Raw genomic sequence first — 15975 nt, forward strand, 5'->3', positions numbered from 1 at the left:
TGTGAAATATATTATATTTCGCACTATGCACAAAAAATGTGTGCAGAAATGAGGATTAATATGATACGCAAGATAGTTCATATAGATGAAGAAAAGTGTAATGGTTGTGGTGCGTGTGCAAATGCGTGCCACGAGGATGCGATAGCGATGGTCGATGGTAAGGCGAGGCTTATCAAGGATGATTACTGTGATGGTCTTGGTGATTGTCTCCCAGCCTGCCCAATGGATGCCATTAAGATAATAGAGCGTGAAGCGAACGATTATGATGAGGCGGCTGTTAAGGCGAGGATAGCAGCTAATAAGATGGCTGAGAATGCGAAAAAGAACGGAAGTCCTGTTCATGTCTGTCCGGGCAGTATGGCGAGAAGTTTACAGCATAAAGAAGATACTGAGGCATCGTGTGCTGCAAACGATAACAGTCAGTCTGTTTCTAATGCAGGCGTTAAACCTGTCAGCAGGCTCAACCAGTGGCCGGTGCAGATTAAACTTGTACCGCCGACAGCACCTTATTTTGACGGGGCAAATCTTTTGGTGGCAGCAGATTGTACAGCATATGCGTATGCAAATTTCCATGAGGATTTTATTAAAAACCATATTACGGTTGTAGGATGTCCTAAACTTGATGATATTGATTACAGTGAGAAACTTACTGAGATAATTAAAAACAACGATATAAAGAGTGTGAAGATAGTCCGTATGGAAGTTCCATGCTGTGGAGGTTTGCAGAATGCGGTCGTTAATGCATTAAAGAACAGCGGAAAGATGATACCGTGGCAGGTTGTTACGATATCATGCGATGGCAGGATATTAGAAAGTCTGTAACAGTCCGTCATAACACTATTAGCTGCTATCACGGCATATCAGAAGGGGCTTGCCACTCCTGATACAATTAAGTCCCCAACTTATTGCTCTGTGCAATAGAAGTGGGGACTTAATTGATAGTGTTAAAAAATATGATTAGCAAATTTATAAGGATATGATTTTTAGATTGCATAAAAATATGATTAAAGCATATATAAAGATGTGGCTTTCAAATTTTTTTAAATATAAAAATCTGTCAGATTTTGTAAATCCTGCCTAACAATAAAAAACAAAATATTACAAAAAGTGTACACTTTAACAAAACGATGTTATTGACGATTTTTTCTCAATAATGTTGTTGACAACTATTCTCGATTAGATTATACTAACGCATGGATAAAATGATAATCAACGAAAGAGATTAAGAAAGAGGATGATATGATGCCATTATCAATGATAGCTGAAGGACAGCCTAGTGTAATTAAGAAAATAGGCGGCAAAGAGGAAACACGCAGATTTTTAGAGAATCTTGGTTTTGTTGTAGGTGGAACAGTTACTGTTATTTCCCAGATAGGTGGAAACATGATAGTAAATGTCAAAGATGCAAGAGTTGCCATTGGTAAAGATATGGCAAATAAGATCATGGTCTAGAAAGGGGAAAATGATGAAGACATTAAAAGAAGTTGCATGTGGCGAAACTGTAAAAGTTAAGAAACTTACAGGAGTAGGAGCAGTAAAGAGACGTATCATGGATATGGGAATCACAAAAGGTACCGATGTACTTGTGAGAAAGGTTGCGCCACTTGGTGATCCTATCGAAGTCTCAGTAAGAGGTTATGAGCTTTCACTTAGAAAAGAAGATGCAGAAATGATTGAAGTTGAATAGAGTCTTAGACTCAAATTTTTTTTGGCTAAGGGTTAGCTGTTGCTAATCACAGCAAGCAAAGACAAATTTAGCGTAGGGTTTTAAAACTAAATGTAGTTGCAAATAATTATTGCACGTATGTGCGGATTGGAGAGAAAAAATGTCAATTAAAATTGCATTAGCAGGTAATCCTAACTGCGGTAAAACAACATTGTTTAATGCACTGACAGGTTCAAACCAGTATGTAGGTAACTGGCCTGGTGTTACAGTGGAAAAGAAAGAGGGTAGATTAAAGGGCAATAAAGATGTGACGGTAGTCGACCTTCCGGGTATTTATTCATTGTCCCCATATACACTTGAGGAGGTTGTTTCAAGAAATTATCTTATCGATGAGAAACCTGAAGTTATCTTAAATATCATCGACGGAACAAACCTTGAAAGAAACCTTTACCTCACAACACAGCTTACAGAACTTGGAATCCCGGTTTTAATAGCTGTAAACATGATGGATGTTGTCCGTAAGAACGGTGACCAGATAAATATCAAGAAACTCGCCGAAGAAACAGGCTGCAAGGCAGTTGAGATTTCAGCTCTTAAGGGCGAGGGAATAGTTGAGGCAGCAAATGAGGCAGTTAAACTTGCAAGCACAAGAGCTGCCGCACCAAAACATTCATTTGATAAGAAAGTAGAAGATGCACTTAAAGATATTGAGAGCATTGCACTTCAATCAGTGGATGAGTCACAGAAACGCTGGTTTGCGATAAAACTTTTTGAGAATGATGAGAAAGTCGCAGAGAAGTTAAAACTTTCATCAGGTATTCTTAAAGAAATCTCAGAGATAAACAAAGCAGTTGAGGATGAACTTGATGATGATACAGAGAGTATCATAACAAATGAGAGATACACATTTATCACATCTATCATTAAGGACTGCATTAAGAAAAAATCAGCAGGAAAACTCACAACATCAGATAAGATCGATAAGATAGTTACAAACAGAATCCTTGCACTTCCTATTTTTGCAGCTATTATGTTTGTAGTATATTACATAGCAGTATCATCACTTGGTGGACTCGTTACAGACTGGACAAATGATACACTTGTAGGAGAGTGGATTCAGCCGGCAGTACAGGGATTTTTGGAAAATGTCGGTGCAGCAGACTGGCTTGTATCACTTGTAGTTGACGGTATTATCGGAGGTCTTGGTGCTCCTATCGGATTTGCACCTCAGATGGCTATCGTATTCTTCTTCCTCTCACTTCTTGAGGACTGCGGATACATGGCAAGAATCGCATTCATCATGGATAGAATCTTCCGTAAGTTTGGTCTTTCTGGAAAGAGTTTCATTCCGTTCCTTATCGGTTCAGGATGTGGTGTTCCTGGAATCATGGCAACACGTACTATCGAGAATGACAAAGACCGTCGTATGACGATCATGACAACAACATTTATTCCTTGTGGTGCAAAACTTCCTGTTATTGCACTTATCGCAGGATATTTATTAAACGGATGCTGGTGGCTTGCACCACTTATGTATTTCGTTGGTATAATCGTAGTTATCGTTTCTTGTATTATTTTAAAGAAAACATCACTTTTTGCAGGTGATCCGGCACCATTCGTTATGGAGCTTCCACAGTACCATATCCCATCACTTAAAGGTGTTCTTCTCCATGTATGGGAGAGAGTATGGGCATTCCTTAAGAAAGCAGGAACAATCCTCTTCCTTTGCTGTGCAGTTATGTGGTTCCTCGGAACATTCGGTATCCAGAACGGAACATTTGGTATGGTAGATACAGAATATTGTTTCCTTGCTTCAATCGGTGGGGCTATCGCTTGGATATTCAAACCACTCGGATTTGGAACATGGCAGGCAGTTGCATCATCTCTTTCAGGCTTTGTTGCAAAAGAGGGTATCGTATCAACAATGGGTGTACTCAGCGGACTTGGTGAAGTAGAAGAATATGCAGCATCAATGCATGATCAGTTTGCACAGTTCTTCCCAACAGGAATCGCAGCAGTATCATTCCTTATGTTCAACCTTTTCGATTCGCCTTGTCTTGCAGCTATCTCAACAATGGCAAGAGAGATGAAATCAAAGAAATTCGTAGTATTTGCACTTATATTCCAGAATGTATTAGCATACTGCGTAGCACTTATGGTATATCAGATTGGCGGACTTATCACAGGTTCAGTAGCATTCGGACCTGCAACAGTAGTAGCATTTATCGTTGCGTTAGCAATACTTTATCTACTTTTCCGTCCCGATCCAAATAAGAAAACATCATATAAGACAGCGGCAGGAGAGGCTTAAGAATTACAGTAAAGTAATATTTAAAGCAGGCGGAGATTTTAAATAATGCATACTAATTTAGAAATCAAACCGGTTGATGTAGTTATCTTGATCGTTCTTGCAATCATGTTTGTACTTGCGATAAAGATAATAATAGGTTTTTTTAAAGAAAAATGAATATTGCTGGATGTACTGTTAGTGTGAACAGTAACAAATAGACAGTGAACAATGTTATGAGTATAAGGCTGTCACACAAAGAATAAAAGTGATAGCTTTGGCTTATACATGACAGAGAGATGAGAGGTGGGGAATCAGACTATGGCGATGGCAGTGATGGAACAAAAGAGAAAGATACAGGAATCACAGAATTATCAGCGTACAAAAATGCAGAAAGATATGGTGATACAGCGTCTTAAAGATGATGGTTGTCGTATAACAAAGCAGCGTCTTATGTTACTTGATATAATATTGGAGGAAGACTGCTCATGCTGCAAGGAGATATATTATAAAGCGGCGAAACAGGACGGCAAGATAGGCACTGCCACCGTATATAGAATGGTGAACAAACTTGAGGAAATCGGAGCTATCAGCAGAAAAAACATGTATAAGATAGCTTGTGGTTCAGGGTGTGAAGTTGAAAATGCCTGCACTATTGAATTTGATGATGACACTGTTGTTGAACTTTCGGCTAAAAAGTGGCATCAGGTGATAAAAGCAGGTCTTGTTGCCTGCGGTTATCCTACGGATCTTAATGTACGCAGTGTTATTGCAAAATCATGTCAGTGCGGAAAGTAGTTGGTGATCTATGATAGCGAATATTGTAATAGTAGCAATAATAATTGTTATTTGTGCTATCGGACTTAAAAGCACGATAGCACATTCAAAGGGAGAGGGTGGATGCTGCGGTGGCAGCAGTCAGACTCTTGAAGATGAGCCTCAGAAACTTGAAAAAGTAGTTTCAGTAAAAAGTATTGGAATCGAAGGGATGAAATGTGATAATTGCAGGATAAGGGTTCAGAATAAACTCAATGCGGTTCCTGATGTCAATGCAAAGGTAAATCTCAAAAAAGCTGAGGCGATAGTAAAACTTGGCAGTAATGTTCCCGATGAAAAACTTATTGAAGCTGTTGAAGCATCAGGGTATAAGGTGTCGGGGATTACAGTTAAAGGATAAAAATACAAATACACCATAGAATCCAACAAAACAGTTGGATTTTATGGTGTTTTTTTATTTCCTGAATTTTTGTGGTGATACGCCCTTTATTTTCTTAAATTGTCTTGAAAAGTGCTCAAGATTTTCATAGCCGCATATTGAAGCTATCTCAGAAATTGAATCATTGCTGCCCTGTAAAAGTCTTGCGGCATGTTCTATTCTTGCTTTTATAATGTCCTGATGGACTGATGTGCCAAATAATTTTTTATATGTATGTTGAAAATATGAAGTGCTTATTCCAAGTCTGACTGCGATTTCTTCCGCTCCAAAAGGTACATAATCGTAATTATAAATATGCTGTCTTAATTCTGAAAATTCGTCAAAATATTTATCAAAAGCGGAGCCTGAATTTAAGGTTATCCTATATACATCACTGAATTTATGAAAAAGTGCTTCGGCTTTGCTGTTCATTATGTATTCGTGCTGGTCACCTTCATTAAAATATTCTATAAAGAGGTCTGCAATCATGTCAGTGATAACTTTTGGGGTTGAAAGAGTGATAGGTGTGTTAAAAGGGATTTCAAGTTTTTCAAAAAAGTTATCATAATTGTCAAAGTCAAAATGTATCCAGTCATTTATGAAGCAGTCATCTGATGAACCTGTTATGATATGTCTGTAAATCTGTGGTTTATTTTTTTCGTATAGTATGAATGTGTTTTTAGGAACACTGATATAGTTGTTATCTTTCATTATTTCGGTTGGTGTGCGAAGATATAATAGCAGATAATCGCCTGAACCGTTTGGACGGTTTACGCAAAAACCGGGACAATTTTGGAAATGGTAACCTATGAGTTTTATTTTTATCATATTGATCCTCGTTTCTGCACACATTTTTGGTGCATATGTGTTTGGGTTATGAGCAGGTAGCAGAGAGGGTTGTGAATATCCAATTGACCTGTCCATGATTTAATATAATATAAAAAGCAAAAAAAATCAAATATATGACAACTAATATCATGGACTAAAAGCAAAAAGGTTTATATAATCATATATGTAAAGTTAAATACAAATGCACTATATTGTGTGATTAAACGCTGAAAGACTTCCTCTCGTAAACTGTTATGGGTTTTAGATACAACAATATATGTGCATTGTATTTAATTGGAGTAAACGAGAATGATTAACCAAAAAGTTCAAATATGATTGTGAAATCAAAAAGATATCGAGAATATTTGGAGATTTGTGTTAATTGGTATCAAAAGTAAAAAGTAAAAAGGAAAGAGGATGTGTATGAGATTAAGCAGAAGGAAGATTTTAGCATTATGTATGAGTGGTGCACTTGTTTTATCATCAATACCGGGGATGTATATAAAAAGTGTTGCCGCAAAGAAAAGTGATCCGGCAGTTATTAAGCTGAATACGACAAATGTTAAACTTGTAAAAGGAAAAAAGAAAACATTAAAGGTTACTGTCAAAAATGTAAAGACATTAAAAAAAGTGACTTTTACCAGCAAAAATAAAAAAGTAGCTTCGGTTACAGCAAAAGGTGTTGTAACGGCTGTGAAGGCAGGAAACACGAAAATAGAAGTAAAGGTAAGCTATATTCCTAAAGATTCACAGAAGGTTAGTAGTAAGACAGTGAGATGTACAATAAGGGTTACAAATCCTGAAGATACTACGGATGTGGCACCTGATATGACTGCACAGGCTACTGCCACACCTGCACCTGTAGTTTATGGCGAAGCTGGAAAAGTCAGTGAATATAATAAAGAAAAAAGCAATTTTTCATTAAGTGTCGATGCATCAGATAAAGTGCATGATATAAGTGACATTTTATATGGAATATTTATCGAGGATATAAATTTTGCGGCAGATGGTGGTCTTTATGCTGAAATGGTTCAGAATCGTTCATTTGAATTTACAAAACTTGCATCAGATAATGAAAAACATGCATGGAGTAATGTCTGAAATGTAACTGCAAATGTTGTAAAAGATGATAAAACAGGATGTCTTAATGCCAACAATCCAAATTATATGGTTATTGAAAATGAGTCAGATGATGAAGCTGGCATTGCAAACTGTGGTTTTCTTGACGGAATGTCAATAAAAGAAGGTGCAGGTTATGACTTTTCCGTATATGCAAGGGGAATAGATGGTTATACGGGCACTTTAAATGTCAGCCTGATGAATGGTAAAGAAGTCGTGGGAAGTGGAACTATCGGTAATGTGACAGGTGAATGGAAAAAATATGAACTTAAACTTACATCTTCAGTTACATCTAATAAGAACGTAAAGTTACAGATTACTATTCCTAAGGGAAAGATTGCGGTCGATATGGTTTCACTTTTTCCACAGGATACTTATAAGGGAAGAAAGAACGGTCTCAGAAAAGACCTTGCCGAAAAATTAGAGGAACTTCATCCGGGATTTTTGAGGTTTCCGGGCGGATGTGTTGTTGAAGGTGCTACTATTGAGACGAGATATAACTGGAAAGACTCGATAGGTGCAGACTCGAATGGACAGCCGTTTGAATTTAATGGAACATATGGTGATGTGGCTGCAAGAAAACAGGGACAGAATATATGGACAGATGAGAGAGCCACAAATGACAAATATCCCTCATTTATGACATACGGTCTTGGATTTTATGAGTATTTCCAGCTTGCAGAGGATATAGGTGCAATAGGAGTTCCTGTTATCAATTGTGGTAAATGCTGTATGGGGCAGTCGGATGGAAGCGGTCCGTCGTTAGATTCTGCCGAGTTTAAGCAATATATACAGGATGCTCTTGACCTTGTTGAGTTCTGCCGTGGTGATAAGACTACAAAATGGGGTAAGATAAGAATTGCGATGGGACATGAAGAACCATTTGAACTTAAATATATCGGTATCGGTAATGAGCAGTGGGGCGAGGATTTCTTTGAACATTATGAGGCATTCGTAGATGCATTTAACGATGCAAAGAAAACAAATCCTGCACTTTATGGTGATATAGAGCTTATGTTTACGGCAGGTGTCGATGACGGAGACAGTGGAAAAGATATTTATATGGAGGCATATAATGAAGCTGCAAAGTGGCTTAAGGCACATCCTGACAAGACGATAAATGACTTTGCTGGTGCTATCGATCATCATTATTACAATGAGCCAGGTTGGTTTTTAACTCATACGGATTATTATGACGAAAAGAATTATAGCAGAACTACTGACAACATGACAAAATCAACCTACGGTGGCGGAATGAATGTATTCCTCGGAGAATATGCGGCACAGTCAAACACATGGAAAGCAGCACTTTCTGAGGCGGCATATATGACAGGACTTGAGAGGAACGGAGATATAGTTAAGATGGCTGCTTATGCACCGCTGTTTGGAAATCTCACAGCACTTCACTGGTCACCTGACCTTATATGGTTTAATAATAATACAGTCACAAGTTCGGTAAACTATTATGTCCAGAAGATATTTGCAAAAAATGCGGGAACCACGCTTCTTAAATCTGATATGTCAGGTGCAACGGTAACGTCAAAGCCGCTTGCAGGAAAAGTAGGTGTAGGCACATGGAATACAGCAGCAAAATTTGACAATGTAAAAGTCGTATCAAATGATACCGGAAAGATTTTAGGAAAAGATACATTTACAAAAGCGGAAAACTTCTCAAAATATTGGGAGAAGGCAACAGATGGAAGCTGGTCTGTAAAGAATGGAAAACTTGTACAGTCATCAGATGTGACCAATACAGTCGCATACGGAAATCAGGGAACAGTTGCATATTTTGGAAACAATACATGGAAAAATTACACATATACTGTTGATGCGACTAAGATTTCGGGACAGGAAGGCTTTATGATACCATTTGCCGTAGGAGATAAAAACGAAAATTATTTCTGGAATATTGGCGGTTGGAATAACACAGTATCATGTTTACAGAAAGTATCCGGTGGTTCAAAATCAGGTCAGATAGCAGGAACGGTTACGAACTGTCAGATAGCTGAGGGCGTAAAATATAAGATAAAAATAGAAGTGAAGGACAGAAATGTTAAATGTTATCTTGATGGTCTGCTCTATGTGGATTATACTATACCTGAGACGGAGGGAAGTGAGAGCTATCAGGTCGTAAGTACAGATAAGACCGGAGATGTTATTGTAAAACTTGTAAATGTAACAGGTGCAGACAAAACATTTGCTGTAGATATTGCAGGTGCAGGCGAGGTTTTGGATGAGGCAGATGTCGATGTGGTAGCAGGACAGAGTGAGACAGATGATAATATCCTTGGAAAAGAGGAAGTTGTTACTTTAAAGAGCGATAAAGTGACAGGAATAACGGATAAGTTTAATTATACTGTTCCAAAATATTCCGTTACTGTGCTTCGCATAAAACATAAATAGGAGGTCAGTGTGAAAAATAAAATTTTTCACACGCAAGATTTGTGTCTGTGCACACTTGACACAAATCTTATGTTTGAAATATGTTATATTTCAAACTATGCACAAAAGAACGTGTGCAGATAGGAGAATTTTTATGAATTACAGAAATGTTGGAAGATCAGGATTGAAAGTTAGTGAGATTGCGGTCGGAAGCTGGATGACAGATCTTGCAGGTTCAGAAAAAGTTGATATTGCAAGAGATACGATTAAGCTTGCATATGAAAATGGTGTTAATTTCTTTGACTGTGCTGATGCGTACAGCGGCGGCGAGGCTGAGAAGTTTCTGGGCAGGATATTAAATGAATATCCGAGACACAGTTATGTTGTTTCAAGCAAAGTTTTCTTTCCGACAGGCGGCGGTGTAAACGACTGGGGCTTGTCGAGAAAACATATTTTTGAAAATGTTGACCGTTCCCTTTCAAATCTGAATATGGATTATATCGACCTTTATTATTGTCACAGATTTGATAATACAACTCCGATGGAAGAAACTTTGAGGGCACTAAACGACCTTGTATCACAGGGAAAGATTCTCTATTATGGTGTCAGTGAGGAGTGGGGAGCTGCAAGGCTTGAAGAGGCACAGAGGATAATCGAAAGATACGGACTTTATCCGATGACGGTGGTTCAGCCACAGTACAATATGATAGACAGATACATAGAGCATGAGATAATGTCAGTTTGTGAAAAGTATGGTATCGGTATTACACCGTTCTCACCACTGGCGCAGGGACTTCTCACCGGAAAGTATAAGAAGGGAGAGCCATATCCTGAGGGCTCAAGAGCAACTCATCAGGCAGACAAACAGATAAATAATCTTCTTACAGATGAAAATCTTGATAAAGTAGAGAAACTCTCAAAGATAGCAGATGAACTTGGCACTAATATGTCGGTACTTGCACTTAGCTGGATTCTTAGCAAACCTATGATTTCAAGTGTGATAACAGGTGCGAGCAAGCCGTCACAGCTTGAGAATAATCTTGCAGCGTCAGATTTTAAGATTCCTGCTGATGCACTTAGGGAAATTGAAAAAATTCTTGGCTTTGAGAGATTTGAGAGACATGTAGGCTAAAAATATATGATAAACATTTTCAATAAAAGTAGTCAATAGCTGCTATTGATTAAAATTTATCAATAATAAAAAATTAGTTATGTCGTACCGCATTTTTTGTTGTATAATATAATAAAAGGCAGATGTTTATGTTTGCTTTTGCGACAGAAATACAAATAAATTATATTTTTATCCAGAGGAGGAACTTATTATGTTAGATTGTTTAAAAGCTATTAATTGGAAAAAGACAGGTTTATTTGCAGCAGGTGTTGCATTTGGTACAGCAGGAATCAAGATTCTTTCGAGTGATGATGCAAAGAAAGTATATTCAAACTGTACAGCAGCCGTTCTCCGTGCAAAGGATTGTGTTATGAATGTTGTATCAACAGTTCAGGAAAATGCAGAAGACATCTATGCAGAAGCTGTAGAGATTAATGAGGAGAGAGCTGCAAGAAAAGAGTGTTTTGAAGATGAAGCAGATGATGACTTTGAGGAAGTTGACGAAGAAGTAGAAAGTGCAGAGGCTGATGCGGAGGCAGCGGCAGAAGCAGAGTAGTTGGAATGTTTGGAAGTGCAGGATATAAAAACATATTGCACAAAGTTTATCAATTAGATAATGATCTGACATATATTTATACAAGACATCTGATTTTTCAGGTGTCTTGTTTTAGGTATATGACAGTAAGATGATACTAATCAGAGTTAAAAGAATAATATTGAAGTTAAAGAGACAATACGGAAATGGGGGCAAAAATGAAATTTTCTATTAAGCATGAAATAAAAGGCAGAATAAGAGTTCATTTACATCAGAACAGAATGTCCTTTGAACAGGCAGATACATTATTGTATTATCTGACCAACAATCAGTATGTTACAAACGCAAAGGTGTTTGAAAGAACATGTGATGCTACGATATATTTTGTCGGTGACAGGGAAAATATAATAGAAGCATTAAAGAAGTTTGCTTATGAAAATGTTGATGTGCCGGCAGCAGTATTAGAGACATCAGGACGAGGACTTAATAATACATATCAGAGAAAAATGGTTGAAAAAGTTGTTTACAGATATGCAAGAAAGATATTACTTCCTTATCCTGTAAGAGCAGTCTATACAACGGCAATGTCATTGAAATATATTTGTAAAGGCATAAAGACTTTACTTAAAGGTAAGATAGAAGTTTCTGTTCTTGATGCGACTGCTATAGGAGTATCAGTTATCAGAAATGATATAAAGACGGCGGATTCAATTATGTTCCTTCTCGGAATAGGTGAGCTGTTAGAAGAGTGGACACATAAGAAATCGGTTGATGACCTTGCAAGGACAATGTCACTTAATACAGGAAGTGTCTGGATGCTCTGTGACGGAAAAGAGGTTCAGGTTTCTTCAAATGATATAAAAGAGGGTGACTGTGTAGTCGTACATATGGGAACTATCATTCCTTTTGATGGTGAAGTTTATGACGGTGAGGCTATGGTAAATCAGGCTTCGATAACAGGTGAGTCAATGCCTGTAAGAAGGGTTAAAGACAATTATGTCTATGCCGGAACTGTAGTTGAAGAGGGCGAGATTACCATAAAAGTTAAAAAAGTCGGGGGAGCGAGCCAGTATGAAAAGATAGTTAAGATGATAGAGGGGACAGAGAAACTCAAATCTGCAAGTGAGAGCAAGGCAAGTCACATTGCAGATAAACTTGTGCCATATACACTTGCGGGAACGGCGCTCACATATCTTCTTACAAGAAATACAACAAAAGCATTATCAGTACTTATGGTAGATTTTTCATGTGCACTCAAACTTGCAATGCCGATAACGGTTCTGTCTGCAATAAGGGAAGCAAGCCTTCACAATGCAACTGTTAAAGGTGGTAAATTCCTTGAAGCTGTTTCAGAAGCAGATACTATTGTGTTTGATAAGACAGGAACACTTACAAAGGCAAAACCTACGGTAGTGGATGTTGTTTCATTCTGCGATGAGACACCTGATGAACTTTTGAGGATTGCAGCCTGCCTTGAAGAGCATTTTCCTCATTCAATGGCGAAAGCAGTCGTTGAAGCTGCAAAAGAAAAATCTCTTGAACATGAGGAGATGCACTCAAAGGTTGATTATGTTGTGGCTCATGGAATTTCAAGCTATATTGATGATAGAAAAGCTGTTATAGGAAGTTATCATTTTGTATTTGAAGATGAAAACTGCACTGTATCAGAGGAGAAAAAAGAGCAGTTTAAAAATCTTCCTGATGAGTACTCAAGACTTTATCTCGCAATCCAGGGTGAGCTTGCGGCAGTTATACTTATTGAAGATCCGCTGAGGGATGAGGCAGAGGCTGTTGTAAATTCACTTAGAAAATCTGGAATCAGCAAAGTTGTAATGATGACCGGAGATAGCGACAGGATAGCTAAAAACATAGCTGAGAAAGTCGGAGTGGATGTGTATTACTCAGAGGTACTTCCGGCAGATAAGGCTGCATTTGTGGAGAAAGAGAGAAGTGAGGGAAGAAAAGTCATCATGATAGGTGATGGAATAAATGATTCGCCTGCACTTTCGGCAGCAAATGTAGGAATCGCTATAAGTGATGGTGCTGAGATAGCAAGAGAGATAGCTGACATAACAGTTGGCTCAGATGATCTTTATCAGATAGTTACACTTAAAATGTTAAGTGATGCACTTATGAAGAGGATAAAGAAAAATTACAGAACTATAGTTGGATTTAATTCAGGCCTGATACTCTGTGGTGTGACAGGAATACTCGCACCTACAACATCAGCACTTTTACATAATGCTTCAACACTTGCGATCAGTTTGAAGAGTATGGAAAGTTTTCTTGACTGATTTTAAAAATATTTTTAATATATGACCAAACATAATGACACCTTTTTCTCAATAAGGATGATATTGAGAAAAAGGTGTCATTAACTTTATTGACTTTATCATACACTTTTTATATCATAAAACCGAAGTTAGATATAGCTAACTAAATGAAAGCATTTCACTTTGAAAGGAGATTATCATCATGGGTAAAATTAGTGTTGTATATTGGTCACAGTCAGGAAATACACTTGCTATGGCGGAGGCAATCGGAAAAGGAATCACTGATGGCGGAGCACAGGCAGAAGTTGTCAATGTAAGTAGTTGTCAGGTAAGTGATCTTGATGAGGAAGAAGTATTTGCACTTGGTTGTCCTGCTATGGGAGCAGAAGTTCTTGAGGAGAGCGAGATGGAGCCTTTTGTTACAGAACTTGAAGGAAAAGTAAAAGGCAAAAAGATTGCTTTATTTGGTTCATACGGCTGGGGAGATGGTCAGTGGATGCGTGACTGGGAAGAGCGTATGACAAGTGCCGGAGCAACAGTAGTAAATGGAGAGGGACTTATCTGTCAGGAGACACCTGATGGTGATATGATAAGTGAGTGTGAAAGTCTCGGAAAACAGTTAGCTGGGATGTAGAGAGGTTACTTAAAAAGATGATATCTACAGATGCAGATAAATAGAGGAGAGCTGCATTAAAAGGTATTGTCTTTGAATATCGGCTGTCATTAACACATTTTTCTAGGAAATTATATTTTGATGGCAGCCGAATGTTTTGGAAAATAATCAGGAATTATTTTATTGACATATAATATTGTGTTTGCATATTTGCGCATAAAATCCAGATAATAAAATATGCAGAAAAGAGGGATATATGAGTGTTGTTATAGTTGGAGGACATGACCGCATGGTCTGTAGATATAAAAAAATATGTAAAGAGCATAATTGTAAAGCAAAGATTTTTACACAGATGTCAGCGAGATTAAGTGAGCAGATAGGAAGTCCTGACCTGCTTATACTTTTTACAAATACTGTTTCTCATAAGATGGTCAAATGTGCTATAACTGAGGCTGAAAAGTGTAATGCAGATATAGTCAGATGTCATACCAGCAGCGGAACTGCATTAAATGAAATTCTTACAAATGCATGTACTGCATAGATATAAGATTCTGAAAAATCTATAAGAATATATACTTGCCAATCAGTTTGAATTACATTATACTTAATATAGTTGTTTTGATATTGCTGCCTGCAAAGATTGTGGGCAGTAATATTTCATTTATGGAAAACAAAAGTAAATCTTTATATGGAGGAAACAGACAATGAATATTTTAGTAGTAAATTGTGGAAGTTCATCACTTAAATTTCAGCTTATTGATTCAGATACAGAAAAGGTAAGTGCATCAGGAATCTGTGAAAGAATCGGCCTTGATGGAAAGATTACATATAAGGCTCATGGAGATAAGTTTGTTACAGAAACAGATCTTCCAGAGCACGGTATTGCGATTAAGAAGGTTCTTGAACTTCTTGTAGATAAAGAGAGAGGTGTTATCGGTTCACTTGATGAGATACATGCAGTAGGACATCGTATGGTACATGGTGGAGAGAAGTTCTCATCATCAGTTGTAATCACAGAAGATGTTATAAAGGATATCGAAAGCTGCAACGACCTTGCACCACTTCATAACCCTGCCAATATATTAGGAGTGCGTGCATGTCAGGAAGTTATGCCGGATGTAAAGCATGTTGCAGTATTTGACACGGCTTTCCACCAGACAATGCCTGCAAAAGCTTACTTATACGGACTTCCAAAAGAATATTATGAAAAATATGGAGTACGTCGTTATGGTTTCCATGGTACAAGCCACAGCTTTGTATCAAAAAGACTTGCAGAACTTGCAGGGCTTGACTACAACAATTCAAAAATGATCATCTGCCATATTGGAAGTGGAGCAAGTATCTCAGCAATCAAGAATGGCAAATCAATAGATACAAGTATGGGAATGACACCACTTGAAGGTCTTGTAATGGGAACACGCTCAGGAGATATCGATCCTGCTATAGTTGAATTTATCTGCCAGAAAGAGAATATCTCAGTAAGTGAAATGACAACTATCTTAAACAAAAAGTCAGGAGTGCTTGGACTTTCAGGAGTATCAAATGACTTTAGAGATCTCGTAGAAGCAAGAGAAAGTGGAAACAAGGATGCAGCTAATGCACTTGATGTACTTGTTTACCGCATTGTAAAATATATCGGTGCATACTATATGGCACTTGGCGGAGTAGATGCTATCGCACTTACTGCTGGAGCAGGAGAGAACAACAAAGAAGTTCGTGAGATGATAATGGAAGGAATCGGTGCACTCGGTGTTAAGATTGATGAGGAAGCAAACCAGACTCGTGGAGAGGAAATTCTTCTTTCAACAAAGGATAGCAAAGTTCCTGTATGGGTCGTTCCGACAAATGAAGAACTTGCAATAGCAAGAGAGACAGCTAGACTTGTGAAATAGTATTATCCTTTACATAAAAAAGTAACAGTTCAGCCATAAAATGAACAACTGGATATAGCACCGGCTAGAAAATA

15 protein-coding genes are annotated in these 15975 nt (G+C 37.8%); 14 read left to right on the plus strand and 1 reads right to left on the minus strand.

Annotation, left to right across the window (positions count from 1 at the left end; all coding sequences use genetic code 11):
• Positions 1 to 60 precede the first annotated feature (60 nt).
• The 6 genes from KQI69_RS08360 to KQI69_RS08385 all read left to right on the plus strand — a co-directional run bounded on the left by KQI69_RS08360 (position 61) and on the right by KQI69_RS08385 (position 5130).
• Positions 61 to 822: an ATP-binding protein gene (locus KQI69_RS08360; protein WP_216564924.1), complete on the plus strand. Its 762-nt coding sequence runs from the start codon at positions 61 to 63 to the stop codon at positions 820 to 822.
• Positions 823 to 1239: 417 nt separating this feature from the next.
• The gene (locus tag KQI69_RS08365; protein WP_022223464.1) at positions 1240 to 1452 is read left to right on the plus strand and encodes a FeoA family protein; all 213 of its coding nucleotides are present in this window, start codon (positions 1240 to 1242) and stop codon (positions 1450 to 1452) included.
• A gap of 13 nt (positions 1453 to 1465) precedes the next feature.
• Positions 1466 to 1687, plus strand: a complete 222-nt coding sequence (locus KQI69_RS08370) for a ferrous iron transport protein A (protein WP_216564925.1) — start codon at positions 1466 to 1468, stop codon at positions 1685 to 1687.
• A gap of 139 nt (positions 1688 to 1826) precedes the next feature.
• Positions 1827 to 3977, plus strand: a complete 2151-nt coding sequence (feoB, locus tag KQI69_RS08375) for a ferrous iron transport protein B (protein ID WP_216564926.1) — start codon at positions 1827 to 1829, stop codon at positions 3975 to 3977.
• Between the two features lie 282 nt (positions 3978 to 4259).
• The gene (locus KQI69_RS08380; RefSeq protein ID WP_371818789.1) at positions 4260 to 4751 is read left to right on the plus strand and encodes a transcriptional repressor; all 492 of its coding nucleotides are present in this window, start codon (positions 4260 to 4262) and stop codon (positions 4749 to 4751) included.
• A gap of 10 nt (positions 4752 to 4761) precedes the next feature.
• A complete protein-coding gene (locus tag KQI69_RS08385) occupies positions 4762 to 5130 on the plus strand; it encodes a heavy-metal-associated domain-containing protein (RefSeq protein WP_216564927.1) in 369 nt (122 codons plus the stop codon).
• 54 nt (positions 5131 to 5184) lie between these two features.
• Here KQI69_RS08385 and KQI69_RS08390 read toward each other — a convergent pair whose 3' ends face one another.
• Positions 5185 to 5976: an AraC family transcriptional regulator gene (locus tag KQI69_RS08390; RefSeq protein ID WP_216564928.1), complete on the minus strand. Its 792-nt coding sequence runs from the start codon at positions 5974 to 5976 to the stop codon at positions 5185 to 5187.
• 423 nt (positions 5977 to 6399) lie between these two features.
• Here KQI69_RS08390 and KQI69_RS08395 point away from each other — a divergent pair, with 423 nt between their 5' ends.
• The 8 genes from KQI69_RS08395 to KQI69_RS08430 all read left to right on the plus strand — a co-directional run bounded on the left by KQI69_RS08395 (position 6400) and on the right by KQI69_RS08430 (position 15901).
• Positions 6400 to 7077, plus strand: coding sequence for an Ig-like domain-containing protein (locus tag KQI69_RS08395; protein WP_253289067.1), 678 nt, complete (start codon positions 6400 to 6402; stop codon positions 7075 to 7077).
• Between the two features lie 66 nt (positions 7078 to 7143).
• Positions 7144 to 9498 (plus strand): alpha-L-arabinofuranosidase C-terminal domain-containing protein, encoded by a 2355-nt coding sequence (locus tag KQI69_RS08400; RefSeq protein WP_216564930.1) that lies wholly within the window; start codon positions 7144 to 7146, stop codon positions 9496 to 9498.
• 133 nt (positions 9499 to 9631) lie between these two features.
• Complete coding sequence (locus tag KQI69_RS08405; protein WP_216564931.1) at positions 9632 to 10609, plus strand: aldo/keto reductase family protein; 978 nt, start codon at positions 9632 to 9634, stop codon at positions 10607 to 10609.
• Between the two features lie 190 nt (positions 10610 to 10799).
• Positions 10800 to 11144 carry a DUF6110 family protein gene (locus KQI69_RS08410; RefSeq protein ID WP_216564932.1) on the plus strand — a complete coding sequence of 115 codons (345 nt, stop codon included), beginning with the start codon at positions 10800 to 10802 and terminating at the stop codon, positions 11142 to 11144.
• 197 nt (positions 11145 to 11341) lie between these two features.
• Entirely contained in the window at positions 11342 to 13417 is a 2076-nt protein-coding gene (locus KQI69_RS08415) for a heavy metal translocating P-type ATPase (protein WP_216564933.1), read from the plus strand.
• A gap of 181 nt (positions 13418 to 13598) precedes the next feature.
• Entirely contained in the window at positions 13599 to 14030 is a 432-nt protein-coding gene (locus tag KQI69_RS08420; RefSeq protein WP_216564934.1) for a flavodoxin, read from the plus strand.
• A gap of 235 nt (positions 14031 to 14265) precedes the next feature.
• Positions 14266 to 14550, plus strand: coding sequence for a DUF2325 domain-containing protein (locus tag KQI69_RS08425; protein ID WP_216564935.1), 285 nt, complete (start codon positions 14266 to 14268; stop codon positions 14548 to 14550).
• A gap of 163 nt (positions 14551 to 14713) precedes the next feature.
• The gene (locus KQI69_RS08430) at positions 14714 to 15901 is read left to right on the plus strand and encodes an acetate/propionate family kinase (protein WP_216564936.1); all 1188 of its coding nucleotides are present in this window, start codon (positions 14714 to 14716) and stop codon (positions 15899 to 15901) included.
• Positions 15902 to 15975 lie beyond the last annotated feature (74 nt).

Source organism: Eubacterium sp. MSJ-13, assembly GCF_018918235.1.
Classification (GTDB): domain Bacteria; phylum Bacillota; class Clostridia; order Lachnospirales; family Lachnospiraceae; genus Butyribacter.

Bases quoted from the DNA above. Each gene is read 5' to 3' on its own strand.
- KQI69_RS08420 (WP_216564934.1), top strand. From the start codon at position 13,599: ATGGGTAAAATTAGTGTTGTATATTGGTCACAGTCAGGAAATACACTT.
- feoB (WP_216564926.1), top strand. From the start codon at position 1,827: ATGTCAATTAAAATTGCATTAGCAGGTAATCCTAACTGCGGTAAAACA.
- KQI69_RS08425 (WP_216564935.1), top strand. From the start codon at position 14,266: ATGAGTGTTGTTATAGTTGGAGGACATGACCGCATGGTCTGTAGATAT.
- KQI69_RS08400 (WP_216564930.1), top strand. From the start codon at position 7,144: ATGGTTATTGAAAATGAGTCAGATGATGAAGCTGGCATTGCAAACTGT.
- KQI69_RS08370 (WP_216564925.1), top strand. From the start codon at position 1,466: ATGAAGACATTAAAAGAAGTTGCATGTGGCGAAACTGTAAAAGTTAAG.
- KQI69_RS08415 (WP_216564933.1), top strand. From the start codon at position 11,342: ATGAAATTTTCTATTAAGCATGAAATAAAAGGCAGAATAAGAGTTCAT.
- KQI69_RS08360 (WP_216564924.1), top strand. From the start codon at position 61: ATGATACGCAAGATAGTTCATATAGATGAAGAAAAGTGTAATGGTTGT.
- KQI69_RS08395 (WP_253289067.1), top strand. From the start codon at position 6,400: ATGAGATTAAGCAGAAGGAAGATTTTAGCATTATGTATGAGTGGTGCA.
- KQI69_RS08365 (WP_022223464.1), top strand. From the start codon at position 1,240: ATGATGCCATTATCAATGATAGCTGAAGGACAGCCTAGTGTAATTAAG.
- KQI69_RS08385 (WP_216564927.1), top strand. From the start codon at position 4,762: ATGATAGCGAATATTGTAATAGTAGCAATAATAATTGTTATTTGTGCT.
- KQI69_RS08390 (WP_216564928.1), bottom strand. From the start codon at position 5,976: ATGATAAAAATAAAACTCATAGGTTACCATTTCCAAAATTGTCCCGGT.
- KQI69_RS08410 (WP_216564932.1), top strand. From the start codon at position 10,800: ATGTTAGATTGTTTAAAAGCTATTAATTGGAAAAAGACAGGTTTATTT.
- KQI69_RS08430 (WP_216564936.1), top strand. From the start codon at position 14,714: ATGAATATTTTAGTAGTAAATTGTGGAAGTTCATCACTTAAATTTCAG.
- KQI69_RS08405 (WP_216564931.1), top strand. From the start codon at position 9,632: ATGAATTACAGAAATGTTGGAAGATCAGGATTGAAAGTTAGTGAGATT.